Source organism: Citrobacter sp. EC_71 (assembly GCF_019584005.1).
GTDB classification, from domain to species: Bacteria; Pseudomonadota; Gammaproteobacteria; order Enterobacterales; family Enterobacteriaceae; genus Citrobacter; species Citrobacter werkmanii.
The window spans coordinates 1-19,103 of the sequence record NZ_VDAY01000042.1; the positions used below are offsets into that span (position 1 = coordinate 1).

18 protein-coding genes, 1 tRNA gene and 3 pseudogenes are annotated in these 19,103 nt (G+C 48.4%); 8 read left to right on the top strand and 14 right to left on the bottom strand.

Features of this window, described 5'->3' with window-relative positions:
• Nucleotides 1-110: 110 nt before the first annotated feature.
• The 3 genes and pseudogenes from FHD02_RS23525 to FHD02_RS23535 all read right to left on the bottom strand — a co-directional run.
• A pseudogene (locus FHD02_RS23525) lies at nucleotides 111-461 on the bottom strand (phage head-binding domain-containing protein); the annotation flags it as partial.
• A gap of 132 nt (nucleotides 462-593) precedes the next feature.
• Nucleotides 594-1,496: pseudogene (locus FHD02_RS23530) on the bottom strand (phage antirepressor N-terminal domain-containing protein).
• Between the two features lie 69 nt (nucleotides 1,497-1,565).
• Complete coding sequence (locus tag FHD02_RS23535) at nucleotides 1,566-1,727, bottom strand: Arc family DNA-binding protein (protein ID WP_079827530.1); 162 nt, start codon at nucleotides 1,725-1,727, stop codon at nucleotides 1,566-1,568.
• 87 nt (nucleotides 1,728-1,814) lie between these two features.
• Here FHD02_RS23535 and FHD02_RS23540 point away from each other — a divergent pair, with 87 nt between their 5' ends.
• From FHD02_RS23540 to FHD02_RS23550, 3 genes are all read left to right on the top strand, one after another.
• Nucleotides 1,815-2,069 carry an Arc family DNA-binding protein gene (locus FHD02_RS23540; RefSeq protein WP_220394362.1) on the top strand — a complete coding sequence of 85 codons (255 nt, stop codon included), beginning with the start codon at nucleotides 1,815-1,817 and terminating at the stop codon, nucleotides 2,067-2,069.
• Nucleotides 2,066-2,248 carry a hypothetical protein gene (locus FHD02_RS23545; RefSeq protein ID WP_220394363.1) on the top strand — a complete coding sequence of 61 codons (183 nt, stop codon included), beginning with the start codon at nucleotides 2,066-2,068 and terminating at the stop codon, nucleotides 2,246-2,248. The genes FHD02_RS23540 and FHD02_RS23545 overlap by 4 nt, the downstream gene beginning before the upstream one ends.
• 477 nt (nucleotides 2,249-2,725) lie before the next feature.
• The gene (locus tag FHD02_RS23550; protein WP_220394364.1) at nucleotides 2,726-3,049 is read left to right on the top strand and encodes a hypothetical protein; all 324 of its coding nucleotides are present in this window, start codon (nucleotides 2,726-2,728) and stop codon (nucleotides 3,047-3,049) included.
• Here FHD02_RS23550 and FHD02_RS23555 read toward each other — a convergent pair whose 3' ends face one another.
• The 4 genes from FHD02_RS23555 to FHD02_RS23570 all read right to left on the bottom strand — a co-directional run bounded on the left by FHD02_RS23555 (nucleotide 3,050) and on the right by FHD02_RS23570 (nucleotide 7,993).
• Nucleotides 3,050-5,191, bottom strand: a complete 2,142-nt coding sequence (locus FHD02_RS23555; RefSeq protein WP_220394365.1) for a DNA transfer protein — start codon at nucleotides 5,189-5,191, stop codon at nucleotides 3,050-3,052. It lies immediately after the preceding gene.
• A complete protein-coding gene (locus FHD02_RS23560) occupies nucleotides 5,191-6,660 on the bottom strand; it encodes a phage DNA ejection protein (RefSeq protein ID WP_220394366.1) in 1,470 nt (489 codons plus the stop codon). Before FHD02_RS23560 ends, FHD02_RS23555 begins: the two co-directional genes overlap by 1 nt.
• The gene (locus FHD02_RS23565; protein ID WP_220394367.1) at nucleotides 6,660-7,343 is read right to left on the bottom strand and encodes a DNA transfer protein; all 684 of its coding nucleotides are present in this window, start codon (nucleotides 7,341-7,343) and stop codon (nucleotides 6,660-6,662) included. The genes FHD02_RS23560 and FHD02_RS23565 overlap by 1 nt, the downstream gene beginning before the upstream one ends.
• A 482-nt stretch (nucleotides 7,344-7,825) precedes the next feature.
• Nucleotides 7,826-7,993 carry a hypothetical protein gene (locus tag FHD02_RS23570; RefSeq protein ID WP_220394368.1) on the bottom strand — a complete coding sequence of 56 codons (168 nt, stop codon included), beginning with the start codon at nucleotides 7,991-7,993 and terminating at the stop codon, nucleotides 7,826-7,828.
• 48 nt (nucleotides 7,994-8,041) lie between these two features.
• Here FHD02_RS23570 and FHD02_RS24595 point away from each other — a divergent pair.
• Together FHD02_RS24595 and FHD02_RS23580 are read left to right on the top strand one after the other, a co-directional pair.
• Nucleotides 8,042-8,137, top strand: a pseudogene (locus FHD02_RS24595) (helix-turn-helix domain-containing protein); the annotation flags it as partial.
• Nucleotides 8,138-8,268: 131 nt separating this feature from the next.
• Entirely contained in the window at nucleotides 8,269-9,432 is a 1,164-nt protein-coding gene (locus FHD02_RS23580; protein ID WP_220394369.1) for a site-specific integrase, read from the top strand.
• A gap of 15 nt (nucleotides 9,433-9,447) precedes the next feature.
• Here FHD02_RS23580 and FHD02_RS23585 read toward each other — a convergent pair.
• Nucleotides 9,448-9,524 (bottom strand) — tRNA-Arg (locus FHD02_RS23585).
• Nucleotides 9,525-9,778: 254 nt separating this feature from the next.
• Between FHD02_RS23585 and fimW the strand changes: the two genes are divergently transcribed.
• The 3 genes from fimW to fimZ all read left to right on the top strand — a co-directional run bounded on the left by fimW (nucleotide 9,779) and on the right by fimZ (nucleotide 12,699).
• Nucleotides 9,779-10,372: a fimbria biosynthesis transcriptional regulator FimW gene (gene fimW / locus FHD02_RS23590; protein ID WP_170972908.1), complete on the top strand. Its 594-nt coding sequence runs from the start codon at nucleotides 9,779-9,781 to the stop codon at nucleotides 10,370-10,372.
• Between the two features lie 385 nt (nucleotides 10,373-10,757).
• Nucleotides 10,758-11,480, top strand: a complete 723-nt coding sequence (locus FHD02_RS23595) for a fimbriae Y protein (protein WP_137360538.1) — start codon at nucleotides 10,758-10,760, stop codon at nucleotides 11,478-11,480.
• A 586-nt stretch (nucleotides 11,481-12,066) separates the two neighbouring features.
• Nucleotides 12,067-12,699, top strand: coding sequence for a fimbria biosynthesis transcriptional regulator FimZ (gene fimZ / locus FHD02_RS23600; protein WP_038638509.1), 633 nt, complete (start codon nucleotides 12,067-12,069; stop codon nucleotides 12,697-12,699).
• Between the two features lie 49 nt (nucleotides 12,700-12,748).
• Here the strand turns inward: fimZ and sfmF are convergent, their stop codons facing one another.
• The 6 genes from sfmF to fimA form a co-directional block, all read right to left on the bottom strand.
• Entirely contained in the window at nucleotides 12,749-13,285 is a 537-nt protein-coding gene (gene sfmF / locus FHD02_RS23605) for a fimbria assembly protein (RefSeq protein ID WP_038638506.1), read from the bottom strand.
• Entirely contained in the window at nucleotides 13,278-14,285 is a 1,008-nt protein-coding gene (gene fimH / locus FHD02_RS23610; RefSeq protein WP_220394370.1) for a type 1 fimbria D-mannose specific adhesin FimH, read from the bottom strand. Before fimH ends, sfmF begins: the two co-directional genes overlap by 8 nt.
• Nucleotides 14,286-14,289: 4 nt before the next feature.
• On the bottom strand, nucleotides 14,290-16,911 hold the full coding sequence (locus FHD02_RS23615) for a fimbrial biogenesis usher protein (protein ID WP_220394371.1): 2,622 nt from the start codon (nucleotides 16,909-16,911) through the stop codon (nucleotides 14,290-14,292).
• 7 nt (nucleotides 16,912-16,918) lie between these two features.
• Nucleotides 16,919-17,611 (bottom strand): type 1 fimbria chaperone FimC, encoded by a 693-nt coding sequence (fimC, locus tag FHD02_RS23620; RefSeq protein WP_220394372.1) that lies wholly within the window; start codon nucleotides 17,609-17,611, stop codon nucleotides 16,919-16,921.
• 41 nt (nucleotides 17,612-17,652) lie between these two features.
• Entirely contained in the window at nucleotides 17,653-18,186 is a 534-nt protein-coding gene (gene fimI, locus FHD02_RS23625; protein WP_220394373.1) for a type 1 fimbrial protein subunit FimI, read from the bottom strand.
• 77 nt (nucleotides 18,187-18,263) lie between these two features.
• Nucleotides 18,264-18,818 carry a type 1 fimbrial major subunit FimA gene (gene fimA, locus FHD02_RS23630; RefSeq protein ID WP_061381603.1) on the bottom strand — a complete coding sequence of 185 codons (555 nt, stop codon included), beginning with the start codon at nucleotides 18,816-18,818 and terminating at the stop codon, nucleotides 18,264-18,266.
• Nucleotides 18,819-19,103: the final 285 nt, after the last annotated feature.

The following is a 19,103-nucleotide window of genomic DNA, read 5'->3' on the forward strand; positions in this document are numbered from 1 at the left end:
GATCGGCATCGCTCAGTCCGGTTGGTGATTTTGGTTGGTTTGGCGATTGATCAGATCGCACAATCCGGGCTGAGTTCCCTTTCAGTGATCTACTATTCCGCGCAGCTATTTAGTCTATCAGGGTCATATTTAAGAACGTTAGGGAAGTAGAACTGCTGCGCTCCATATGAATCGTACACAGCCATTGAGTGACCTTGTACGGTAACAAATTTTGCAATCTGGCCGTTGTATACAGGATACCCTCCAGCGTTGATGATTAGAGGCTGGGATACTGGTACATGGCTGCCATCTTCATTCTCAAGATATACCTGAATCTGATTTGTAGGATCAGTAATAGTTACCGGATCTGTGTTTATAGCGCCGATGTAAATCTTACCGTTGGCATTTGCTTTGAACGAACGGGCCAAAGTGAACAGCTGGCTTGGCATACTAACGACAACATTAGCAGTGATATCTGACATTTACTGTGCTCCAGGCGCAAGTAATCCCCACAGTCGAGCTGCGGTAGAATTTGGGTATAAAAAAACCCCGCCGGAGCGAGGTTTGTGATGTCCTGAATTCTCAGGAGATTGGCCGGAAAGTCGGCCGATTGATTAATCAGTCGTAGGGAATGAATCGTTGCGCAAGTGTGGCAATACTCTGCTCCAGTTATCATCCCTCCAGGGTTGGAATTCGATATGCGCTGTTTCGCGCTTAATGACTTCTCTGGCTTTATTCAGTGTCCTCTGGTACTCGTGGCCTATAGATTAAAAATGACCAGCTTCACGGTGTTCTGCTACCTTCAGAAGTGGGTAAATGCCACGGCATGCTGTAATCATTACCGCACCGGCACGCCAAAGCCATGCCAGAGAACAAAGCTCCTCGTCGGTAAACTGCCTTGTTATTGATTCTGGTAGTTTGTCATCAGACATTAATTCACCCTCTAACACTACACGGTGAACATATTCGATAGCCTCATGCATCTGCCTGGAATCCAAATCCTCAATACTGTCCACATTAAAACGCTGATGAATCATTGCGTACGCTTCCGGGTACATTAGCCGTTTTTTGCTAACAAGCATGTTCACGGCATCACGCAGTGGCGTCCGCTCGTCTACCGTTGTTTTCTTGCGTGGGTTCTCAGTATTACCTTTCGCCCAGTAGTCATGCAGAACGGTGAAGCATTCTTCCTGGTACTGGATCAGTTTATCGCGGATGTCAGCGCGTACTTTTTCAGGGTTAATACTAAACAGCCAGCCGTTGAGCTTCTTCAGGGGTAAGCAAAGAAGTTTGCGCAGTTTGCCGTCAGCGGCAACCATAGAGATATCTCTACAGTTGAATTTGTCTTTCATTTTACGCAGCTTAACCGACTGCCCCGTCCAATCGATGCCAATGTTTTCTACGATCTGGCGCATGGCTACATATGTAACTCCAGCAGCCACAGCAGTGATGATTTGCTGCCCATTGAATGGAACGTAAGAGGTGTTAACTGCTTCAAGAATTGCTATACTTGTCATGTCAATATGTCCTAGAAGATTTGTTGATGCAGAAGCCCTGACTATCGCAAGTAGTTGGGGCTTCAACTTTTATGCTACACACCGGCCCTCCTCTTTCATCTTCTGCAAAAACATCCGATGAAGCTCTTCGTTTACTGATCTGCCATTCTCAGCAGCAATCTGCTTAGCCAAATTCAATGACTCTTGTGGCCAGCGCAGATTGAACTGCGGCAGTTTTCTTGCGCCTTGCATGCTACCTCCATAACAATGAACCACGGTGGTTCAATTGAGAATGTACTATCACCGTTATAGACTGTCAAGAAAAACAATGGTGATAAAATGTCCAGAGAAGACCCACAGTTTAAGTTGCGCCTTCCTGCTGATTTAAAAGCAAAGTTAGATCAAAGAGCCAAGATGAACGGAAGGTCGATCAATGCTGAGCTAGTGCAGATTGTTCAGGCTGCTGTTTCTACTCCGTCACCAGTATCTGGATATCGTGACGAGGCTGAACGATTAGCTGAGCAGCAATCTGATATGGTTAAAAAGATGGTTTTTGAGACCCTCAAGAGCATTTACGGCAAGGATGGAAAATGAAAAAAATTATAATTGGCTTTGTTTTGGGTGTTGCGACAGCTTCGGCTGTTAGTGTGGTAGCCGCTCAGATTGTCGGAAATAGTTCATATTTAATGGGTTATGACGTTAAATTCAATGGAGATGTAATTTGTTCTGATCCTTACATTTGGACATCTACAAAAGAAATTGAATGTGATTGATAAATCGACAAAGATCGACCCTGCACCATCGCATTACATTAATTATGGTAAGGTTAAATGAACAAATTGATAGCATTAGCGCTTCTGTGCGCTTCATCTGTTGCCGGGGCTCAATGCATTGGTAGCAACTCATTTGCAACATGTTATGACAATAATGGAAACACATATCAAGTTAGCAGAATGGGCGGTATGACTACGGTTAATGGAAGAAACTCGAATACCGGTTCATCATGGTCTCAAACATCTAACACGATTGGAAATTCCACCTACACAAATGGGCGTGCATCCAATGGTCAAACGTGGAATGAAACGCAGACAAACATGGGCGGGACCAGAATGATTTATGGCCGTAACTCACAAGGTCAATCATATAGTCATACCTGCAATCAATTCGGCTGTAACTAAGAAAAAGCCCACCTAAGTGGGCTGTGATACTACGAAGCCCGTGCTACAGTAAAAAAAACTAAGGAGGTTGGTGTGTATACAACAGTTGTCGTGATAGCGATCGCAGTCATTGTTATTCAATATCAATTATCCTCACTGAATACAAAATTAGCAGAGCTAAAAACTGAAAATGAGCTTCTTAAAGCGTCGATAAAAGATGACGGCGGTAAGTTGGCTATCTCGATTTCCGGTTTAGAAAACTCTATTGATGCACTTGAGAAACGTGCCGACCGCATTGAAAATGATGACATTCATGGTTTTGCAGATGACATTTCTTTCTTGAAGAAATGGGTGAAAAATGTTGGGCAAATTGCCACATCAACAAGAGATAAGATCAATCCATCCTTGGATAACTAATCAATCCTGCTCCATACCGCTTAGCGAGGCGACAATCCCGGCCCTAGCTAAGCGCTGGAATTCCTCATTTCCAATCGCATCTCTAATGGCCTTCACTGCGGCGGTGTTGGATAAAAATCTTCGCTCCGCTGCGGCTAGCGCCTCTTTGCTTGCTCCAGATCGCGCTGCTTTTGCCGCTTCCTGAATGGCCTTTTCTATGGCGTAACGCCCACTGCGAGATGCTGCCAGTTTTTCAATTGCCCCCTTCGCCACTGAACCAGCAACTGCCCCTATAACGCCGCCAGCAAACCCACCCCCAGTGGTACCAACAATGGCACCAGACGTTGAGTTACCAATCGCATTGAGAACTACCTGAGCAGCTTTTGGTAGTCCCTGTTCAAGAGCATTAATTGCTGGCACAGATCTGCCGGTATTCTCCACATAGCGGAGTGGTTTGGTTGCTGCCCTAGCTAGATCTCCATAAGCGCTGGCAATGCGTCCGATCTCCTTTGAGTGCTTACTAATAGCGGAAATATTTTGCGGGGTTAAAATTGATGCTATGTGTGAAATGCCAGACGCTTCAGATTTCCCACCTCTAACTCCTTGGGATAGTGCATCCTGCAATATTGACGCTATTGCCGGTGCTCGTTCTGATTCAGGTAATGCGCCAATCATTTGATGAAACTTACCAGATCCAGTTTTTGCCGAGTTCTGGAGGGCTTTTACACCATTTGTCACCAGTGTATCAGTAGCAAGATCCTTTCCTAATGCAGTCTCTGCTTGTTTTTGTGCAGCAAAACGCGCTTTGGAAAGGTCATTCGCAGCAGTCCATTGGTCGATGAATCCACCGCTTTGAGCCATGCCGCGCATATCTTCCGTTGCTGCGTCTCTAAGTTCTCCCATACGCCTTGCCATGTTGGCCTCTCCAGACCTTATGTACTTTTGCTCAGCATCAGCAAGTTTCCCGCGCCACGCCTTCATCGCATCAAATGTTATCCCGCTTTTCCCTGTTTTGTTGTAAGCCGCGGCGAACTGCTTCATTTCTGGAGTCAGAGGCATGCCAGCATCAATGTCCCCCTGAATGGTGGCGTTGGTATTGGACATTCTGGCTTTTGTTTCTGGTGCTGTAGAGCGAACATTATCCCATGCTGACTTTTCAGAGGCCTTCATGCTATCAATGCCGGAAAGAATCCTCTGCTTAATTGTGCCGCTCTTTTCTGCTGCGCTACCAACTTCTGCTCCCAGATCATCCAAAGCAGAATTAAACTTTGTTTGGATTTCGTTAAACGCCTGCGCATGTGCATCCTGAGTTATTCCTGGCTTTGATGCCAGAATGCCTTCAGCCTGAGCCATGCCTCTGCTACCAGATCTCATGCCGGGTGTTAATGCATTAATATCGACACCAGCGATATCAGCGGCCCTTGCTACGTCATCAGTAATGCTTCCAGCCTGACCAGCAATTACTTTTCTTCCCGCTGATGTACCCGCAAGTTTTGAAACATCATCCGCAGAATTTATTCCTGCTGTTCCTAATGTCTGCGCCGTACCAGGGGAAAGTAATCGACCTAGGCCAGATAGCACACCTTGAGCGCCTAGGTTTATAGCAGCGTTCTTGGCGGTATTTTCTGCAAAATCACCTTGCTGATTACCTGCCTCAGCCAACGAACCGACAACCATATTCCCAGCATTGCTTGCTGCATTAATCATTCCTGGAGCTTTCTCTGCTACTCCAGCGGCCTTTGCAGCCGTTCCGAATGGAACCAGATAACCACCAACAGTCTCTCCCGCCTGAGCATATGGATCTGTTGGTCTGTCTACAGGCCTATACACATCATCAAGAATCTTTGGACCGCCAAGACCCTGAGATGCAGCATTAATGAGGCTGGCACCACCTTGAAGCACATCAAAAGGAACATTGGCTATACCTCTGGCGGCTTGTTCAACAATTTGCCCTGCACTTTGACCGCCAGTAAGGAAATCACCGGTTCGCTGCATTAATGATGGCTCTTGTTGCTGTGGTTGGCTTTCTGGGGGCGTAGATGTGCCATGCTGTTCCTGCTGTGCAGACTGTCCAGCAAAATACTCATCAATAGCCGATCCAATATCCTCAGTGCTTGTTCCTTCTGGGAATGTGAATGTCTTACCGTTGGCTGTAACTTTCATTATTCCACCGTGAATTGAATGCCGGATTTAGAGGTATGCGTTGCAGGCTGCTGTGGTGCTTGCTGTTGTTGCTGATTTTGTTCGGGTTGTTGGTCCTGATTGTTGGCCGCTGTAGACACAACTAACGCGTCATATACTCGCCCTGACTGACCGCGAAGGGAGTTGTATTGCCCCTGCATTTTTCGCATTTTTGTTTTGGTAGCATCTGGAGAATCACCAGGTTGCGGTAAGTACATTTTCGAATACTCCTGCATTTCAGGAAGAGTAATCGCCGCGCCTGTTTCTGGTCGCAAAATTGCGTAAAGCGCATCCCTGGCATTAACCATGTACTGCTGCTCTGCTGGAGATAGGCTGAGGTTTGCTATAGTTCCATCACCAAGAGAGCGGTTAATTAATGCTACGCGCTTCGGGTCAATGGTTTTTCCAAGCTCATTCATGGAGTCCATTGAATCCTTTAGGCGCAAGGCAAAACCTGCTGCTTTCTTAGATCCTTCGTTAGCCTTGTCAATGATCGACTGAGCCTGAGGAAGGCTGATTGGCTTAATGCCGTCGCCATTGATTGGCTGGTTAATTTTCCCGGCCTCTTCGCTACCGTCCGTGTAGTATTTCGTCACCGAACCATCAGGATTGGTTTCAACCTTCATCAGTTTTTTGGCTGACGGATTGATGCCAGCAGCGGCGGCAAATGTTGCCGCTGATTCAGGATCTGACTTCAGCAATTGCGCATACTGGTTATAGTTTTGCATCGCTGCAGTTGGTGCATAGGCTGAGCGAATGGAGTTTTCACGACTGATATTCTGACCGCGAATAGTTGTGTCATTCTGCATATTTGCCTGGCGAACGCTTTCATCAAGTCGCCCCTGCTCAAGCTGACGACCCACCTGCTTGTCCTGATACTCCAGCATCTTGTCTGGCCCAACGGCACCAAGCGTCATTACATTTGTCAGGTGTGAAAGCTGCTCAGGGCTTGATATTTCCGTTTGAAGCATCCAGTTAGGGTCTGCACCCAAACGTTTCAGTCTATCGCTGTTATCAGTGACAAACTTGCTGTATACCTCTGGACCTTGAGCAAGCGCAGTATTGGTCTGCATTGCCAGTTGACCAAGTTCGTTGCGCTTCTGCTCATCAAGACCGGAAAACGCCTGTTGCGCCTGTGTCACAAATGCAGGATTTTCCTGTGCGAACTTGATAAGCCCTGAATTGTCGCCGCTGGCCCATGCATTAGCCTGAACCTGGTTAAATGCGTTTTGAGCTTGTTGCTGCTGCTCTTTCTGGTACATGCCAGCAATACCGCTTAGACCTTGCAACGCCTGCAATCCAATGTTATTACCACCGGCGCGAGCAAAGTCATTGTTCTCACGGATCAAACCAAGCGCCAGTGAGTTATCGCCTGACCTTGGAGCATTATCATTCTGGCTTCCAATACCAGCCAGAAATCTACCGCCATTTCCTTCTTGCCATGTTGCCATTAGAAAAGACTCCCAAGCAGACCAATACCAGCACCAATACCAGCACCCCAAGGTGTTGACGTACCTAATGCCCCAGCAATCCCATAGCCGAGAGCGCCGCCACCAAGAGCGCCAGAGATACCTTGCTGTAATGCAGATGGTCGATTAGCGTTTGCAGCGGCAAGTGCTGCGCTATTCTGTGAAATCTGCCCCATGTTGTTGGCATAGTTCTGCCCGGCGTTAGCCTGCCCCTGAAGCGCACCAAGGCCTATGTTTGCGAGATTGTTATAGTTATTCATCTGACCAGATAGCCAGTTTTGACCGAGTGTTGGGGCAATCGTAGCCAACTGGTTAGATGTTGCAGTCGATCCAAGACCTCCTGTTGCTTCCGCTGCATTCAGTGATTGATAACGGGCCTGACCTGCAAGGTCTTTATATTGCTGAGAGTTATAGTAATCACCAAGCGATTTACCTTGACCTTCCAGAGTGGACATATCCTTAAGCTGTCCGATGTACTGTTGAGCCAGCGGAGTGAACGGTGCAAGGTTGTTCATGATGGTGTTGAACTGCTGGTTTTGTAGGTCAGCAGCATATTTTTGTGCTTCCGCAGCAGCCTTTGCTCCACCATCAGATGACCCGCCTTTCCCACCTTTCAGGTACAGGCGATTCTCGAGATGTTTACTCGCAATCTGAAAAATTAGCATGTTGTTACCTATCTTGAATGACGGGAGAGGAAGTCGATTAGTTCTTCGCGGGTTTCAGTCACTCCTCGCAGGAGCATTCAACAATCGTCGATTGGCCCATCGAACTCGAGTATCGACCGATGACGCATCTAAATCAGGTATCAATGAATATCCACTCTGACCTTCATGAAACAAAAGAAGAAGCCATGGAGCAATTAGGCCGCTGGCTTGTTCGTCTCGGTGAGGCTTTGCAAGAGCACAATTTCAAATGACGCAACTGATAGCCAGTTATGAGCTGGCTATTGGGTGCGAATGCACTGCCACGTTATCCAGTATCAATGTTGTATAATGGAAGAATATTAACCATGTGGTGAAACTATGAACGATATGTTCCAAGACTTAACAGGAATAAGTAGCAAAGAAATTTTAGGATCAGGAGAGCAACTATATCTCTGCAAAACGCCAATAGATACAGCACAAGATAATGTAGAAATTGTTGATTCTCATGATGGACGGATAATCAGAATTATGCGAAGGCTATTCGCATTCATGCCCTGACTAACATCATCCAAAAATAACCCGCCAAGTGCGGGTTTCTTTTTTCCTGGAGAAAAAATGAAATACACCACATCGGCAAAGATATTTGTTGCCGCGCTAATTATCGCTTTCATCGCCTGTTCTGTAGCTCTGTATGTAGTTGTTTCCTGACAGGAGAGACCATGGAATCACACAGCATCACACTCGATGAGGCCTGCGCATTTCTTCAGATATCCAGACCAACAGCCACTAACTGGATCCGCTCAGGCCGACTGCAAGCAACCCGCAAAGACCCCGCAAAACCTAAATCCCCTTACCTCACAACACGACAGGCCTGCATTGCGGCTCTTAACTCTCCGCTGCATACTGTCGCCGTGAGCGCGGGTGATGGCATAACAGAGGAAAAACAATGTCACTCTTCCGCAGAGGTGAAATATGGTACGCGTCCTACTCGACACCGGGCGGGAAGCGAATTAAGGAAAGCCTTGGGACTTCCGACAAGCGGCTCGCTACTGAGCTACATGACAAGCGCAAAGCTGAATTGTGGCGAGTAGACAGGCTTGGTGATTTCCCTGATGTAACGTTTGATGATGCCTGTATGCGATGGCTGGAGGAAAAGGCAGAGAAGAAATCACTGAAGGATGACCGCAGTCGTATGGCTTTCTGGCTGGCGCATTTTGAGGGGATCCGGTTAAAGGATGTGACCGAGCAAAAAATTTACTCTGCAGTGAACAAGATGAGCAACCGCAAGCAGCTTGAGATATGGAAAATCAAAGCTGCCGCGGCGCAGAAGAATGGAGGACCAGCGCCAGTCTATTCAGCTAAACCGGTCACCACCTCCACCAAGGCCAAACACCTGGCATTGATGAAGGCAATTCTGCGGGCGGCAGAACGTGACTGGAAATGGCTGGAGAAAGCGCCGGTGATCAAGGTTCCATCGGTGCGCAATAAGCGCGTCCGGTGGCTTGAGGCAGATGAGGCGAAAAGGCTGATAGATGAATGTCCGGAGCCACTGAAGTCGGTTGTTAAGTTTGCGCTGGCAACCGGCCTACGTCGTTCGAACATCATCAACATGGAATGGCAGCAGATCGACATGCAGCGTCGTGTTGCCTGGGTGAACCCGGAAGACAGCAAGTCAAACAGAGCTATTGGCGTAGCGCTGAATGACACAGCCTGTAAGGTTTTGCGTGACCAGATTGGTAAGCATCATAAATGGGTGTTCGTACATACGAAAGAAGGCATCCGTCCTGATGGCTCAAAAACGCCTACCGTGAGAAAGATGCGCGTCGATGATCAGCGGGCATGGAATGCAGCTTGCCGCCGGGCCGGGATTGATGATTTTCGCTTCCACGACCTGAGACACACATGGGCCAGTTGGCTGATTCAATCCGGAGTACCGCTTTCTGTTCTGCAGGAAATGGGAGGATGGGAGAGCATCGAGATGGTACGCCGATACGCTCACCTTGCGCCGAACCATTTAACGGAACACGCGAAGCAAATTGACTCGATTTTCAGTGATGATGTCCCAAATATGTCCCATCTTGGAAATAAGGAACTTGCAGAAAATGGGTAAGTTACTGAAATATAATGGTACGCCCTGTAGGATTCGAACCTACGACCTACGGCTTAGAAGGCCGTTGCTCTATCCAACTGAGCTAAGGGCGCATTGTGAAGTGATAACTTCATGCAGAGAAACGCGTGAATTATACGGTCAGCGCTTGCTGAGTCAATGCCTTTTGTTTCAGTTGCTGGCGAAGTGTACGAATGTTGATTTTTCTGGCCGTTCAAGGGTATCCAGGAAATCACCTGGTAACAACTCAGCCCACATAGCGCCAGATTTAAGGATACATGTATTTAGAATATTTATGATTTTGCTTAACATTCCCCTACCCTCTTTCCAGCGGTTCAGGAATTCTTCAATGTTAAGTATCGCCATCAAGGAAGAAAATAGTCACTTTGAACACGGGCTGAAAATCATTATTTCCCATCTGTCAAATCAGTGGCATCAGGAGATTAGTTTTTTGCCTGTCAAGGAGATCGATCGCGCCGACATCGCGTTTATCTCACTGGATGAAGATTGGCTCAGCGCTGAATGCTATCAGGTTCCGGTTCACACCAGGCGCCAACACCGGGTGGTGATCTGTAACAGAAACGATAAAGATAAGCTGATGTTCCGGCCCTGCCTGTACATGTTGCCGCTGATCTATCGGGAAGATGACGTTGACGAGATCACCAAAAAATTAGTCCTCATCTTGCAAAAACGCGCGTTACGCAACAGCGTACCGGCGACTATCTGCCATTACTGCACCACCCGCAACTTTTCTATCGCAGAGCGCCAGTTCTTAATGTTTCTTGCCAGCGGATATACGTTAGCCGAAACCGCTCACCTGCTCTCAATCAGCGATATCCATGCCAAAGCAACCCGTCGCAGCATTATGAAAAAGCTGCACGTGAAAAACGATCAGCAATTCTTAAGATACATCCGGGCGCATCTGAACTTTCTACAAAATTAGGTGGAACTTCTCCGCCTAATTTTTTATTGAGAAATATCTCACCATCAATTAAGTATCGGCTCCTACTGTACCTGGCAACTGACTGCCAGAATAATCCAGTCATACTATTCATGAGGTAACCGAAAGGTACACCGGTAATATTTTAACTAATCCCAGAGAGAGGTTGCACTGGATAAAACGATCTTTTGGGCATTGAGTAAGACATCAGAAAACTTCCGGCAGATTATTCTGATGGGATACTCAATTGCCAGTCTGGTGATTGTTGAAGACATTGAAACCCAACGGCACAAGGGAACTCACCGTCGCGCTGGAAAAATTTGGGTCAGGGATGTTTGTTGTCAGCAATTTATCCAGACCTGCCGCAACAGAAATGGAATGGAAACGGATGCACAGCGCAAAACGCCGGGAACGACATCGCCGTATACGAAACGCTAACTGTACCCATCAATATCCCCACTGTACCTCACAAGTATTCGACCAAATCGAGTATCTGGCGCAAAAAATCGAATACACCATACCGGGCGATACTATATCTCAGGCGATTATTACAGGGGACTATTATCTTGCCTATACACTGAGCCGCCATTTATTCTCAGGCACGCGCACCGCGATCTTCCGGTCCATTGAATCGGCGCTGGTCTGCCTGCAAAAGTCGGTCATTAGTCAGTTAGTGGTTGATATGGAAGGCTTAACAAGCTCTTACTTCGATATTCTTCAGTGCCTGCGTCAACTAATTAAACAGCGGAATGATATCCAAATCTTCATATTGCTTTCCAGTCATGATGAAGATCTTAAAACCTTTATATCACTGTCTGGCCCCTTTTATATCTTATCACGCAGTCTACACCTCCCAGAGATGCGTCAGGCGTTATTATCCCCGGTGCTAAATTATATTCATTCGAGGCGCATAAAGCAGGTCGATTGGGAGATGGTGACCTTACTTTTACAAGGTAACTCCTTAAAAAAGATTGCGCAGTTACAGACACAACCCTACCACCGCATCATCTATCGCCTGAACCAGCTGATTACCCGCCTGGGATTACCAAACCGGCAGCGCTTTTTGCATCTGATACATCGTCTCAACGTTACCTCTCATCATTTAATTTAACACCATAACTCCATGTACAGTAAGATTTTTTAAGAAATTACTTATTTTCACATGAGAAAACTGATCCAATTTTCACAAATATTTAATATTTACAACTATTCCTGGTATTATAGATACCGCCTCTTCCATACTTAACCTTACTGTTTCTGCGTACATCGCTCGAAAATAGTGTTCCCGTTGACTTAACAAAACCTAAACAATTAGCTTATTGTATCGTTTTTACTATTTAAAATAAATTTTCAATCTGCCATAATTCGAACCACAGATAAATAATGCCAATAGCCATTAACACATCTGGATCTTTCAGAACATCCTAACTGCCATTAACAATCGGGATGTTGTAAGTCTTTTCCGAAAGAGCGGAGCAGGTATAATCCTCACTGTTTCCTGATTAATTGTTAGTTTTTCCAGTGTGAAATGGATGTTCCACAAATTCATTGTTCTGTAGAAGAACAACCGAATAAACAAGGACGAAATAGTATTTATTCGGTTCTCCTCAGAACAACTCTTGGCTATTTGACAATATTATAACGCCTGATGTTTTATCAAATTCGCAAGATACGCAAACAGTTTGAGGCATACAACAATGAAACCAGCATCCGTTATCATTATGGACGAACACCCTATTGTCAGAATGTCGATAGAAGTACTCCTCGAAAAAAACAGTAATATTCAGGTTGTGCTGAAAACCGATGACAGCCGCGCGGCAATAGAACATCTACGCACGTACCCTGTCGATCTTGTCATCCTGGATATTGAACTGCCTGGCTCTGATGGCTTTACATTACTCAAGAGAATAAAATCATTGCAGGAGAATACTCGGGTGCTATTTCTGTCTTCAAAATCTGAGTCTTTTTATGCCGGGCGCGCTATTCGCGCCGGGGCAAATGGTTTTGTCAGTAAACGAAAGGATCTAAATGATATCTACAATGCGGTAAAAATGATTTTATCAGGATATTCTTTTTTCCCTTCGGATACACTGAACTTTATTAACAATGTAAATGTGCAAAAAGGTGTATTAAATGATATGCCGCTCTCTAACCGCGAGGTGACGGTTTTGCGTTATCTGGCAAACGGGCTATCCAACAAGGAAATTGCTGAACAGTTGCTACTCAGTAATAAAACGATTAGCGCTCACAAGGCTAATATCTACTCCAAGCTCGGTTTACATACCATCGTTGAACTGATCGACTACGCTAAAATGCATGAATTAATGTAACAACACTCCCGGCGAGATGTCGTTCGGGAGTGTTTTGTCAGCGCAATGATTAGTTATAGTTAATCATAAACGTGGCATCAGCTCTGGCGACACCGGGCTGCACCCCATCAGCCAGCGCGATATAGTTGGCAAAAAAAGTCAGCGTGGCATTGCCATTCTCATCAATACCGACGGTCTGGCTGGCCTGCTCAAGCGGCAATCGCGTCCGGTCGCTATCGCGCAGCTCAATAGCCACCTTTTGCGCCATAAGCGCGTTATCGAGCGCCAGTAGCGTAGTGCCTGGGGCCGGGGTCCCGGAAAACGTTATCGACGCGGATCCCGGCGGGCAGCCTTCAAGCTTCAGCGTAAACGAGACCGGTTGGGTGGTGTCGCCGCTGGTCTGTAACTGCTTTGTCGGCCAGGTGCCTAAATCAACCGACTTATTGCTGTCGCTGGCAATCACCGCGCAGGTAAAATCCACCACGTTACCGCGCAGTTCAATATTGATTTCTCCCAGCGACGAGGCGGCCTGGCATAACGCGCTAAATGCCAGCATCGGCATAATCGCCAGAAATGCCCATGCGGCGGGCTTTTGCTTATTAGTCATAGTCCACTCGTAGATAGCCACGGGCAGTAAAAGGCCCTTCCGTGGGTTTATTACCCGTCACGCTGACCGGCCATGTCCGGATCCCAACACTCGCCGCGGCGTTGTCGTCCAGTTGAAATGGAATAGTGCAGGACAGATTGTTAGGCGTAAGCGGATTACCGCTGCTGTCGGCAACAATGAAACCTAAATCCGGGTTGTTTGAAACCATCATTTGCCCGGAGGCTTTCTCCGCTTCTACCCGCATGGTCAAGTAGGCCTGAGCGGCAACGTTGGTGCATTTTATGGCCACCGTTTTAGTCTGCGGATTAATACCTTCGGGCTTGTTGCCCGCGCCCGCCTTGCTAAACAGCGATGCGCCAATATCGCCAAAATCAAACTCGACAATCTGTCCGGCGTTCACTTCACAGTTTTGTGGAACCTCCACCTTACCGCTGTAACTAATGGTGTAAACCGGCGTACTCAGCGCATCTCCGGTACTGGTAGTGACATAGACTCTGAACATCGTCTGCCGGGGGATAGGTACCATGTTAATAAACGAGCGAATCACTTTTAATTTAAATACCAGGTTGGAATCCTGTACGCCAAAAGGCTTCTGCTTTGATACGTTTGAGTCAACCCCCATCCGGATATAATTGCGCGGTGGATAAAACAACCCGGCGTAGCTGTCGGTGATGCTCATAGCCCCCAGCAGGTAGTCATTGAGTTTCAGGTACTGAAAACCGCCCTCGGTACTTTGAACCGGAAGTTCAGTGACATAGCTTCGATAGGTGTAATCCACCTTCGTCCCTGCCGGACAGGTGGCATTGACGCCAATCCAGCCTGATTTTTCCGGCAACGTCACCACCTGTCCCGGCTGGTTGTTGCTGCTGTTAAAGACATTCGACAGATCGTAAAAAACATCCGTTGGTGTGCCATTCGAATTTTGGCAGACCGTTGCCCAGGACGGTTGCGCCATCAGCAGTAACGCGCTTGTCAGTAACAAACCTGTTTGTCGTTTCATCGTATTATTCCTGTCGTGCCGCTGGCGATTCGCACGTCACATTCGTGAGCGTCACCGCCTGTTTCAGGCTCTCTTCAGGCAAGGCATAATGCGCCACGCAACGAGCGTTTGCGCCTTCCCCCCATTGGATCAGCAACTCGCCTTTAAGCGGCAGGCCGCTCAGGTAAATTTGCCCGTCTTCACCCACCATACTGGTCACGCCGCTGGTGTTTTCACGCACCACGGAGCCAAATGGCACAGCTTTACCGGCATATTTCGCCGTCATCAACGCCCGCACCCCGATACGTGTATCAAACGCCGCTTGCACCAATGCCCCTTGCGTTGGCACGACGCTGCTGACGTTGTTTTCCACATCGGTATTGTTATTCATTGAATTGGTGTCTAACGCGACGCGGTTATAGCGATAGACGGTGGCATACGGCATCACAGCGTATCCACGCCAGTCGGTCTGCACGCCGGTCTGGTTTTCTATCCGCACGCCCTGAGCGCCTGGCGCTTTGATCAACACATTGGTATCGCCGAGCGGCTGACTAAGCGTAATGCCGTCCGCATGTCCTACCACACCGCCGGAAAGCTGCCAGTTGTAGTCATGCTGGTCGCGGTCGTAGTTGTATCCCACACCAAGCGTGCCATAGGCCGCCTGCCAGTTAGCGCTGGCGTTTCCGCTGTAACCATTAGTACTGCTGTGACCCTGATTCACGCTATAGCTCAGGTTACGGCCATCCAGCAACGTACCGCCGATCCCGCTCTGCCAGCTATTTTGTCCGTTGCTATTGCGGTTGGCATTAAAGGTGGCGTAGGTGCGATCGAAGGCATTATCACGCGAGTACCGCCGCCCGCTCAGCAAGCTGAACGGGATTGACATATTGAATGCCAGGATGCGGTCAGTATCGGAGATGCCGACCGATTCATTCCACGACCAGGAGAGTGAATAGCTAATCCCCTGCCAACCGCTGGCATAGCCCAGTTGATACCAGGTATTGGTGTCAGAAGTATTCCAGTACGTTTGCTGGCTACCCGAAATATACAGCGATCCGTAATCCCCCAGATTCTGCGAAATGTTGATCTGGAAACGGCCTTTCTTGCTGTAGCTCAGATTGTGGTAACTCTTCACATCCGGCACGTCGTGGCGATTGCCTTCGCTGTCGTATTCGTACTCATAGCCTTCCATACTGCGATACGCGACGTCGTCGAGGGTATAGAAGCCACGCGTAGAGTAGCGATAGCCCAGAAGCTGAAAGTTAGTGCCAAAATTGTTCAATGACTTCGCATACAGGAAACGCAAAGACTGCCCCTGGTGCGTACTGTCATCCGCCAGTTGGCTGCGCGCATGGGTTAAATCGACGGAAACGGCCCCCCAATCCCCCAGATTTCGCCCGGTGCCTAAAACCAGCGCGGTGTAACGTGAGGCTAACTGTGTACCACCATAAGCGGTATAACCCGCTGGTAACCCGGCGATTAATGTTCCCTGGAAAAAGAACGGTGAGGATTGCTGGCTATTGCCGCTGCGAAAATCCCCGGCAACCACGTCATACTTGAAACGCCCTTCTCGCTGTAACAACGGAACCGTGGAGTACGGCACCGTATAGCGCTGCTGGCTACCGTCTTTCTCATCCACCGTCACCTCAAGGTCACCGCTGGAGGAGGTCGGGTTAAGATCGGTTATTGTAAAAGCGCCAGGTGAAACATAGCTTTGATAAATCACGTAGCCATTCTGACGAATAGTCAGTTTCGCTGCGGTACGCGCAATGCCACGCACGGTAGGCGCATAGCCTTGCAAGCTGTCGGGATACATGCTGTCTGAGGAATAGAGTCGCGCGCCACGAAACCCGACGCTGTCAAAAACATCATTTCCGGTATTGCTGTCGCCCATCACCAGTTCACCCTTCAGCGGGATAACCGCGCGCTGAAGCCATGTACCGATGTTTTTCCAGCTTTGTGAATGGTATCCGTCGCCTTTGGAATAGCTCCACGCGCCGTTGTTCCTCAGTCGCCAGGGACCATAGTTCAGGCCACTCAACATGCTCAGGAAATAGCTGTCAGTATCGCTCCCACGGCTACCGGTAAAGTTATAGTTAACCAGCGCGGCCGGGATCCCTTCATCCCACTCGTCCGGTGGAATGTAGCCGCGCGCGCTGTTTAACATCGACGCCTGCGGCAGACTGATGTTTAAGCGCAAAGTAGAAAAATCAAAGGCAATTTCACTGCCGGGAATCGCCTCAGGCAAATTGATACAGGTCGCGTTCGGCTCCTTACTGAGTGCCGGAAACGCGGCAATATTAACACCCAGGCGCTTCACCCAGTCGAGTCCAAAGCATGGCATCAGTCCGCCAGACTTCTCCCCGGATTTTCCCGCACTGCTGGCAAAACGAATGTCCTGGGTAGCAACGAATTCATCATTGCGCCAGATATCCACACGATAAACGCCTTCAGGCTGATGATTACCTTTTTCAAAACGTGATAAATCCGCCACGGTTGCCGTATCGGCAGATAAAAATGCCGGATTAAAATAGCTTTCCCCATGGCTTAAAGAGGGAAAGAGCGCCGCCAGCGTGGACAACGCCACCCCCGCCAGCGGTGGCGTAACCCCCGGTAACAGGTCAGGAAAATACGTTGTCTTATTCATCGTTATCTCAACGCACGCTTACCGTTTGGGCGGCGGTCACCGCGCCATAATCATTGACCGTCTGGAAGGTAACGCTGCCCTGTACGCCCGTTGGCAGCAGCACCTGCGTATCGCTTTTCGGCGCAACCATGACGTTATCGATCTTCGTTTTCCCCACATTGAGGTTGACCAAGGTGACGTAATACGCAGACGGATTGTTGATTTTCAGGTGGTTGCCGGAACGGGAAAACTGCAGCATGCCGGGAGCATCTTCCGGGATGTGCGGCAGATTATTTGGGCGGACAAAAAGTTTAATGCGCGACAAAATCGCCAGTTGCAGAACGTTTTTACCCTCAAGGCTGTTCTTATTGACTGACGGAATGGCTTTCACGTTCATCCAGAACAGCGACTCACGGTCTTTGGGCAGTGGCGCGCCTGCGTAAATGATACGCAGCGTGTTTTCGCTTTTAGCCTCACTGACAAACAACGGAGGCGTCACGACAAACGCTTTTTCTTTAACCCCTGCGCTATTCTCGATCCATGAATTTACCAGGTAACGTTCTTTGGTATCGCTATTGCTAATAGACAGCGAAGTTTGTTTGGCATCAGCTGGATAAATAACACGGGTAGCGCCTAATGCAATGCCTCCGGCTGCCTGCACACTGGCAGCAGAAAATAAGGCCAGTAAAAGGATAAAACCTGATTTTAGATTATTAAACATAGCTACAAATACCTTTGATGCGATTATCGTTGGGAAATAAATCAGGGATAAACCAACGTAAACCACACGTCTGAACGAAGTATTCCCGGTGTGATATTTTCCGAGACGGCCCGATAGCGAGCAGTGAAATGAAACGTCATCTCTTGGGTGATAATCGGCGCGTAATGAAGCGGTAGAGCATTCGGAATTATTTGCTGTTGTCGCTCGTCAAATAGCGCCAGACCAACCCCCGAAGATGCAGACGCATCGCCGCTGGCCAGAAATACCTGCGGATCTTCCGCTGGCGTCACACCGGCAAATGCAATCCCGACGTGGTCATAAACATCAGAACTGCACGACGTTAATCGCAGTGAAAACGGTACGCTGGTAGAGGCAAAGCTTCCCGTTCCGGAGAAGGCATTGGTACGATATTGCCCCATTTGCACCCGCAAATTCTGGCTGTCGGTGGCGACCGTACAGGCGCCGTTAACGAGCTGCCCTCGTAAGTGGAGGCGTCCGCTTTCCAGTATTACCGTATGAGCAAGCGCAGGCATTACGCACAGCATTCCCGCCAGCGCCAGGCCTTTCCCTATCATCTGCCGCATCCTTTTTCATCCCCGGATATTGCCTCATCCAATGAGGCGAACATCATCCTTGCGCGAATCTAAACGGCTTATTCGTACTTCATAATAAACGTCGCGTCGGCATTCGCCTGACCCGGCGTAGTGCTGTCCGCCGTCGCTTTATAACGGGCAGAGAAACGCAGGGTGTTGGTCCCTTCTACCAGCGCCTGAGCGGTAGAGAAGGTTGCCCCATCAGGCTTCAGCGCGGTGGACGTATTGTCCAGAATTTCAATCCCTACACCGCCCGCGGTAGTGCTGTTATCCGAGGAGGAAACGGCCAGCAGGTTATTGTTAGTGAGGTCGGTCTGACCAGAGAAAGCAACCGCGGCGGTCGCAGCCACTTTCGGGTCACAGTCGTTCAGTACGATAGTGAACGGAATTTGTGCCGTCGTATCGCCTGCTGCAGCAAAACTGGCGGTACGATATTGGCCTAACGTAACAACCTGATCGGATGACTGAGTGCTGACTGCACAGGCTGCATTGACCAGTTCACCTTCAAAATGCACGGTACCACCGCTAACGCTTACCGGATCGGCCGCAACCGCTGCGCCCGCAACTAACATCAGGCTGGCAATAACAGAAGAGGTCATTAATTTACGTTTCATGGATTTCCCTTGAATTACATACATCCGGCTCCGGCGTCCTGCGGGATCCGTTTGAATCATTATCGACATTAAATGTCAGGCTAATTATCTCTGCATCCTGTAAAGATATATATCGCAAGAGAATTAGTTAACTTTTTACCCCTACTCTCCTGAGTATTTGATTCACTAATTAAATAGCTGCGCGGAATAGTAGATCACTGAAAGGGAACTCAGCCCGGATTGTGCGATCTGATCAATCGCCAAACCAACCAAAATCACCAACCGGACTGAGCGATGCCGATCATA

What these genes read in the sequence shown, in the direction of transcription:
- FHD02_RS23535 (WP_079827530.1), bottom strand. Translation starts at nt 1,727, where the DNA reads ATGCAAGGCGCAAGAAAACTGCCGCAGTTCAATCTGCGCTGGCCACAA.
- FHD02_RS23540 (WP_220394362.1), top strand. Translation starts at nt 1,815, where the DNA reads ATGTCCAGAGAAGACCCACAGTTTAAGTTGCGCCTTCCTGCTGATTTA.
- FHD02_RS23545 (WP_220394363.1), top strand. Translation starts at nt 2,066, where the DNA reads ATGAAAAAAATTATAATTGGCTTTGTTTTGGGTGTTGCGACAGCTTCG.
- FHD02_RS23555 (WP_220394365.1), bottom strand. Translation starts at nt 5,191, where the DNA reads ATGAAAGTTACAGCCAACGGTAAGACATTCACATTCCCAGAAGGAACA.
- FHD02_RS23560 (WP_220394366.1), bottom strand. Translation starts at nt 6,660, where the DNA reads ATGGCAACATGGCAAGAAGGAAATGGCGGTAGATTTCTGGCTGGTATT.
- FHD02_RS23565 (WP_220394367.1), bottom strand. Translation starts at nt 7,343, where the DNA reads ATGCTAATTTTTCAGATTGCGAGTAAACATCTCGAGAATCGCCTGTAC.
- FHD02_RS23570 (WP_220394368.1), bottom strand. Translation starts at nt 7,993, where the DNA reads ATGAAAGCGATAATTAGCGCGGCAACAAATATCTTTGCCGATGTGGTG.
- FHD02_RS23580 (WP_220394369.1), top strand. Translation starts at nt 8,269, where the DNA reads ATGTCACTCTTCCGCAGAGGTGAAATATGGTACGCGTCCTACTCGACA.
- fimW (WP_170972908.1), top strand. Translation starts at nt 9,779, where the DNA reads ATGTTAAGTATCGCCATCAAGGAAGAAAATAGTCACTTTGAACACGGG.
- FHD02_RS23595 (WP_137360538.1), top strand. Translation starts at nt 10,758, where the DNA reads ATGCACAGCGCAAAACGCCGGGAACGACATCGCCGTATACGAAACGCT.
- fimZ (WP_038638509.1), top strand. Translation starts at nt 12,067, where the DNA reads ATGAAACCAGCATCCGTTATCATTATGGACGAACACCCTATTGTCAGA.
- sfmF (WP_038638506.1), bottom strand. Translation starts at nt 13,285, where the DNA reads ATGACTAATAAGCAAAAGCCCGCCGCATGGGCATTTCTGGCGATTATG.
- fimH (WP_220394370.1), bottom strand. Translation starts at nt 14,285, where the DNA reads ATGAAACGACAAACAGGTTTGTTACTGACAAGCGCGTTACTGCTGATG.
- FHD02_RS23615 (WP_220394371.1), bottom strand. Translation starts at nt 16,911, where the DNA reads ATGAATAAGACAACGTATTTTCCTGACCTGTTACCGGGGGTTACGCCA.
- fimC (WP_220394372.1), bottom strand. Translation starts at nt 17,611, where the DNA reads ATGTTTAATAATCTAAAATCAGGTTTTATCCTTTTACTGGCCTTATTT.
- fimI (WP_220394373.1), bottom strand. Translation starts at nt 18,186, where the DNA reads ATGATAGGGAAAGGCCTGGCGCTGGCGGGAATGCTGTGCGTAATGCCT.
- fimA (WP_061381603.1), bottom strand. Translation starts at nt 18,818, where the DNA reads ATGAAACGTAAATTAATGACCTCTTCTGTTATTGCCAGCCTGATGTTA.